Source organism: Nostocoides sp. (assembly GCF_035343835.1).
Classification (GTDB): domain Bacteria; phylum Actinomycetota; class Actinomycetes; order Actinomycetales; family Dermatophilaceae; genus Nostocoides_A; species Nostocoides_A vanveenii.
Genome location: NZ_DAOQZV010000182.1, coordinates 1 through 6,622, shown reverse-complemented (window position 1 = coordinate 6,622; position 6,622 = coordinate 1). Strand labels below are relative to the sequence as shown.

Genomic DNA, 6,622 nt, shown 5'->3' with positions numbered 1-6,622 from the left:
GCGATCTCCGGGCTGCGAATCGAGCCGTGCCAGACAAATGGCGGTATGCCGTCCAGCGGCCGTGGCGTGGCCGTGAACCCCTGCAGCGGGGTGCGTAAGCGACCCGTCCACGTCACCACGTCCTCGCGCCAAAGCCGGTGCAGCAGAGCGTAGTTCTCGATGGCGAGGTCGATCCCGTCGCGGATGTCCTTGCCAAACGACGGATAGACCGGGCCGGTGTTGCCGCGCCCGAGCATGAGGTCCATCCGCCCATCGGTTAGGAGCTGGAGCGTGCCATAGTCCTCGGCGATCCGCACGGGGTCGGTCGTCGTGATCGGCGTGGTCGACGTCGAGAGCAGGATCCGCGAGGTCTGCGCGGCGACATAGGCCATCGTCGTCGTCGGGGCGGAGGCGACGAAGGGCGGGTTGTGGTGCTGGCCGAAGGCAACGACGTCGAGGCCGACTTCGTCGGCCTTCTTGGCGATCTCGAATTGCGCCTTGATTCGCTCGTGCTCGGTCGGCGTGCGGCCGGTCGTCGGGTCCATGGTCACATCGCCGACCGTGAAGATTCCGAAGTGCCTCTCTGCCTCGTGTTTAGTTTATAGTTCAACTAAAATGTTCGCAGGGGTATCCCACGTCTTGAGAGACTGGGCGCGTGACCATGACGCGGGTCCGGGCCGAGGGGGCGCTCGGCCGCGGACGTGACTCGGTGCGCCAGCAGTGGCGCGACGCCCGCGACCGTTTCGTCGCCTCCGACCCCGGGCTGACCAGGCTCCGTCACGGCACGCGGGCGGTGGTCGCGACCTCGACCACGGTCGTCTTGCAGGCGATCTTGTCCACGGCGGCCGGCGCGCCTCGCCCCGCCGCGCTCATGCACGTGATGATCGGCGGGATCGTCGCCCTGAACCTCGCGACCACCTTGAAGGACACCCGCCGGCGCGCGATCGTCACGACCGCCTCTGCCGCGGCAGGCGGTGCCGTGGTGGGTGCGGCGAGCTCGGTGCTGGCCGATCCGTGGCGTCCGGTGGCACTGACCGTCTTCGTGGCGGTGACCTTCCTGGCCGTCTGGGTGCGCCGCTTCGGGCCCCGCTGGTTCACTGCCGGCTTTGTCATGTGGCAGGCGCATTTCTTCGGGCTCTTCCTCCACCCGCCGGCGAGCGCCCTGCCCGGCATCCTGCTCGCGGCCGTGATCTCGACGGCCTGGGTCGGCCTGCTTCTCGTCACGATCCTCGCGCGCGACCCGGAGGCCACCCTGCAGCGCACGGTGACGGCGCTCCGGGCCCAGGCGCGCTCGGTCCTCAGCGCCTGCCTCGACGTCCTGGCCGACCCCGCGAGCGAGTCCGCCCGGCGCGCGCTCCGGGCCCACCTGATCAAGACCAGTGAGGTGGCGCTGCTCTTCGACGGCCAGCTCGCCGATGCCCGGGCCCTGCCCGAGGGCGTCTCACCGCTGCGTCTGCGGCAGTGGATCATCGACGTCGAGATCGGCGTCGACGAGGTCGCCGGTGCCGTCGTGGAACTCGCTGATCGCACGCGAGACGATGCAGCGTCCGCGGTCGGGGGCACGCGGCATACGGAAATGGCGATGCGGCGGGCGTTGACCGAACTCGGCTGGTCCCGCTTCGACGAGGCGCGGATGGCGCTCGCCGTGCTGCGCCAGGACGCCCATTGGGGGGAGCACGCGGCGCGGCGGTTCGTCCTCGGTGGCGATCTGCTGCTGACCTCGGTCGAGGACTGGAACTCGGGCACGGTGCTCGAGCAAGCGCGCGCCGAGAATCAGCCGGGATATCAGCCGGTCGTGCAACTCTCCGGTGACGCGCTGCCGGGCAGCGCGGCGCTGGCCGGCAAGGCCGTGGCGCTGGACGCCGAGCACTGGTGGTCGCCGGGCCGGATGGCCTTCACGACGCGCCAGGCCATCCAGGCGGCGACGGCCGCGGCCCTCGCCCTGCTGCTCGGTGATCTGATCTCGCCGGGACGCTCCTATTGGGCGGCCATCGCGGCCTTCGTCACCTTCACCGGCGCCTCGACGACCTCCGAGACCACGCGCAAGGCGATCGATCGCACCGTGGGCACCCTGATCGGCCTGGTCGTCTCGATCGGCTTGGCCCACGTCACCGGTGGGCAGCATGTGGTGGCCGGCGCGATCATGCTGCTGGGGATCTTCCTTGCGTTCTATGTCCAGGCCCTCTCGACCACGTGGATGATCTGCCTGATCACCATCGTGCTGGGGCAGCTTTATGAGGTGCTCCAGGACTACACCGAGCACCTGCTGTGGATCCGGCTGGCCGAGACGGCGGCCGGTGCTGCCGCCGGCATCTTCGTGACGTATGCCGTGCTGCCCGTCGCCTCGCGCGACACCTTGGTGCTGGCTCGCCGGCAACTGCTCACGACGCTGGCCGACCTCCTCGAGCGCGTTGGCGGGGCGGTCCGAGTGCCGCCGTCCTTCACCGAGCGCGCGACGATCTATCGCGAGGTCGTCGCCCTCGACGAAGCAGCCCGGCAACTCGCGAGCACCCACGACTCGCTGATCCGGCCGCGCGTTTTCGACGCCGACCACGCCGCCCGGCGCCACCGCGTCGCGGTGCTGGTGGTCTGTGCGTCAGCCGCCAGGTCGCTGGTGCAGGCGGCCCTCGCACTCCCCGCCGACCCGTCCCCCGTGGTCGAGGACGTATGCCGTGCCCTCGCCGCCGAAGCCCGTCGCCTCGCCGACGTCCCCGACTTGAAAGACCAGCGGCCGACGCGCGCGGACGCCCCTGGTATCGCTGGTGAGATCGCCGAGATCCTCAGCGGCACAACGGATCTGCCCGTCGTCTTCACGCGGCGCTGCCGCCGGTTGGCGGACGCACTCGGCCTGCTCTCGCCGCGCGCCCGGTGATGCCGGCGCGTGGTGAGGCCGCTCACCCGCAGACGCTCTCCCTGAAGTAGGTGGCGTGATTACCCCACCTTCTGCACGGTAGGGCGCTTGCCCGGTCGATCAGCGGGGGAGCGCAGCCGCATCCATGGCCAGCTGCAGCGACGGACGATTGGCGTACTGCGCGCGGATGCCGCGGATCTCGGCGATGAACTCGTCAGCGAGCCCGGCGCGGGCATACAACTGAAGCATCGTCGCCAAGCGTTCGGCGATCTCCGGATATGTCCGCGTATCTGGGTAGCGCAGGTCGTCGGCCAGCCTGGGGCGGTGGAGGTCGGCAGCATCCTTGGGGTACGTCTCTTCGAGCGCAGTGGACAGTTGCGACCATTGGGCACCCGCGCCGAACTCGAGGGCTACCGCTCGCGCCTCTTCGAGATCACCGGCCGCCAAGGCCCAGTCGATGAGCACATCGCCCGATGACCTGCTCGCTCGGTCACGGGCCCATGATGTCGCCCAATTCTTTTGGGCCGCAGCGGTTCCGGTCTCACTGCCTACCCGCAGGAGGTGGGCGAGGCTGGTGGTGGACGGGTCCTTGACAAGTAGGGTCCGGGCAAACGCCAGGGCATCATCGACCCGGCCGGCCGCGAGATAGTGGTCCGAGACCGCATCCGGGCTCAGCCAATGACCGCGAAGCTGGGCCCGCGCCGAATACCGCTCTGCCCTCACCGCTTGATCGACAAGCGCCAGGGCGTCGTCCGTTCGGCCTGCCGCGTCGAGGCGCTCGAGTATCTCGTCATAAGCGGGATGCTCCCTGCTGCGGAGGATCGCGATCGCCCCATCCACATCACCGTCGTGATCGGCGAGCTCGACTTGGAGTTGGTGGAGCATGCGGCGATCCCACTCCCGCGCGCCGGAGAGCCGAACGGCATATGCGTCGATCCCCGCGCGGTAGGCCGCCATGGCGCGCTCATCGAAGAGGTCGGCATAGGAGGCGAGGTCGGTGCGAGGCCACCCGGGGCTCGAGGTGCGGAAGGACGCGAGCCACTTCGCGAGCCGCAGGACGTTGGGCGCACCCTCGCGGCACGCGCGGACATGCAGATCGGCGGCCCGCTGGCAACAGGCACCCATCAGGCCCGCGTCGTCGTAGACGTTCATGACCACTTTGCGCAGCCGGACGGCGGCTTCCTGCAACGGCTCCCGCGTGGCATCGGCCCGGCCGGCAGCCAGGTGTCCTTCGAGCTCGTCGAGCAGCGCGGCGGCGGCAGCGGCATAGGCGGTGCTCTGTCGCCGATCGAGCCGGCGCGGCAGTGTCAGCGTCGCCTTGACGCTCGCCGTCAACGTCGCGGCCAGATCGGCGTCGGTGCCGACCGACGCTGCCGCGCGCACGAGCAACGCCCGCCGGATGCCCGCGTCCGTCGCGAACTCCCGCAGCAGCCCGCGAAGGGCATCCGCGTCGAGTCCGTTGAGGAAACCGGCCAGGAGGTCCTCATCGCTCGCCGTCCCGCCGGGGCCGGGTCGAGCGCCGCGGCCAGCTCGTCGCCGGGTGGGGGTTGCCTGCCCGCCCACGGCCCGGGGTGTCATGCCGGATCGAGATCCGGCAGGCGATTCCACGCCAGGATCGCCGGCAGTTCCTTCTCCCAGCCGAGGATGCTGACAGCGCCGGCTTCCAAGGGGAGTTGCGCGGCAAAGCGCAACTCTTGGCGCAGGTAGACGGCCGTGAGGATGCGCAACGCATGACCGTGGCCGACGAGCGCGACATCCCCTGTTCGCAGCGCGCCGTCGATGTGCGCCAGCACGCGGGAGGCGCGGGCGGCGACTTCCTCGAGGGTTTCGCCCGGGGTGGCCCCCGGGGTGACGCCGTCGCCGAAGACCGTCCAGGTGGCACCTCGTTGCGCGCGGATCTCCGCGGTGGTCAGCCCCTCGGCCGCGCCGTAGTCCCACTCCAGGAGGTTGGGCTCGATCTCGGGCGTCAGCCCGGCGAGCTCGGCGGTGCGCCGAGCTCGCTGCAAGGGGGAGGCGAGCACCAGCGCGAACTCCCGGCCGCGCAGCAGGGTGCCGACGGCGCGCGCGCCGGCGATGCCGCGCTCGGTGAGCGGCAGATCGGTCAGCCCCGTATGCCGTCCGGTCCGCGACCACTCCGTCTCGCCATGGCGCAGCAGCACGAGTTGATGGCGGGGCTCGGCAACGGGGCTCATGGCCAGCCAGCCTAGATGTCGTTGACGGTGGTGGCCGGTATCGTCCTGCCCATGCGCCGTCGCTCCCTCCTGGCTGCCCTGATCAGCCTGCCCATCGCGCTCTCGGCCTGCACGGGGGAGAGCAAGCCGCAGGATCCGACGGCAGCCCTCGCCAAGGCCAAGACGACCTTCGACACCGCCAAGGCGGTGACCATCGACCTGGCCTCGAGCATCGACATCCCCTCGGGCCACAACGGTGTCAAAGGCGCCAAAGGCACCGGCATCATCGACGCCACCACCCCCAAGTTCAAGGGCCAGGTCACCGCGGTGGTCAACGGCACGCCCGCCACCGTCGACATGGTCAGCATCGGCGCGAAGTCCTGGATGTCGCTCTTCACGCCCAAGCTCGCGCCCGTCGACCTGGCGGACCTGGGCGCCCCGACCCCGAGCTCCTTCTTCGACCCAGCGACCGGCCTCAGTCAGATGCTCGCCAAAGCCACCGATGCACGGGCCACGGGCGAACAGCGCTACGGCAAGGAAGTCCTGCAGACCTATGCCGCCCAGCTCCCAGGCTCCCTCATCAAGGCGCTGCTGCGCCTGGGCAAGGACGGCACGACCTTCGACGCCGTCTTCGGGATCGAACCCGCGTCCGGGCAGTTGCGGCAGGCCAAGGTCACCGGCAACTTCTACGAGGGGATCAGCTCGACCTATTCGGTCGTCCTGACCGACTACGGCAAGAGCATTGACATCCCCCGGCCCTGACCCCCCGCTGCCCGCGGTGCCCGGCCCGCACCGGGCCCGCACGCTGCTCACCTTTGCCTCGATCGCCGTGGCGTTGGCCGCTGCCGACACCTATGTCGTGGTGCTCGCGCTGACCGACATGATGCAAGGCGTCGGGCTCGGCATCGAGAACCTCCAACGTGCGGCGCCCATCATCAGCGGCTTCCTCCTGGGTTATGTCGCGGTCCTGCCGTTGATCGGCCGGCTGGCCGACCTCATCGATCGCCAACGCGTGCTGCTCGGTTGCCTGGCGATCTTCGTCGTCGGCTCGGGCATCACGGCCCTCGCCTCGGAGCTGTCGGTCCTCGTCACCGGCCGGGTCATCCAGGGGGTCGGCGGCGGCGGCCTGGTGCCGGCGACCCTGTCCATCGTCGCCGCCCTCTGGCCCGAGGATCGCCGAGGCCTGCCGCTCGGGGTGGTCGGGGCCGTTCAAGAGCTGGGCTCGGTCCTCGGGCCGGTCCTCGGCGCCCTCGTCCTGGCGGTCTCCGACTGGCGGATGATCTTCTGGCTCAACGCGATCGGGGGGATCGTGCTGGCGCTGCTGATCCGGGCAATCGGCCCGGCGACGGGGGCGTCGGCCACGCGTGGCGCGCTAGGGCACGTCCTGATCTGGGCGGCCGGGCTCGCAGTGACCGGCCTCGCGCTCTGGGCCCCCGAACGGCTGACCAATTCGGTCAGCTTGGGGATTCCGTTTGTCCCCTTCGGTGACGCGACGGCGCATCTGGCCACTCCGATCGGCGTGGTGGGGCTGGTGCTGGTGGCCGGCGCGCTGGCGACGACACTGCATACGGCCTGGCCCGTGGTGCGGCGGGCGGACCCGGCGGGCGCGGCGCTGCTCGGG

General features: G+C 70.3%; 6 protein-coding genes. 3 read left to right on the top strand and 3 right to left on the bottom strand.

Features of this window, described 5'->3' with window-relative positions; genetic code table 11:
• On the bottom strand, window positions 1-524 hold a 524-nt coding region (locus PKH97_RS12190), incomplete at its 3' end, for an LLM class flavin-dependent oxidoreductase (RefSeq protein ID WP_324387738.1).
• A 116-nt stretch (window positions 525-640) separates the two neighbouring features.
• On the opposite strand from PKH97_RS12190, the gene PKH97_RS12185 reads away from it, so the two are divergent.
• On the top strand, window positions 641-2,851 hold the full coding sequence (locus PKH97_RS12185) for an FUSC family protein (protein WP_324387736.1): 2,211 nt from the start codon (window positions 641-643) through the stop codon (window positions 2,849-2,851).
• Window positions 2,852-2,950: 99 nt separating this feature from the next.
• On the opposite strand, the gene PKH97_RS12180 is transcribed toward PKH97_RS12185, so the two are convergent.
• Window positions 2,951-4,408 (bottom strand): hypothetical protein, encoded by a 1,458-nt coding sequence (locus tag PKH97_RS12180; protein ID WP_324387735.1) that lies wholly within the window; start codon window positions 4,406-4,408, stop codon window positions 2,951-2,953.
• Window positions 4,405-5,022: a histidine phosphatase family protein gene (locus PKH97_RS12175; RefSeq protein ID WP_324387734.1), complete on the bottom strand. Its 618-nt coding sequence runs from the start codon at window positions 5,020-5,022 to the stop codon at window positions 4,405-4,407. Before PKH97_RS12175 ends, PKH97_RS12180 begins: the two co-directional genes overlap by 4 nt.
• 51 nt (window positions 5,023-5,073) lie before the next feature.
• Between PKH97_RS12175 and PKH97_RS12170 the strand changes: the two genes are divergently transcribed.
• Both PKH97_RS12170 and PKH97_RS12165 read left to right on the top strand, forming a co-directional pair.
• On the top strand, window positions 5,074-5,763 hold the full coding sequence (locus PKH97_RS12170; RefSeq protein ID WP_324387733.1) for an LppX_LprAFG lipoprotein: 690 nt from the start codon (window positions 5,074-5,076) through the stop codon (window positions 5,761-5,763).
• A gap of 16 nt (window positions 5,764-5,779) precedes the next feature.
• A partial coding sequence (locus tag PKH97_RS12165) for an MFS transporter (protein ID WP_324387732.1) occupies window positions 5,780-6,622 on the top strand: 843 nt, incomplete at its 3' end.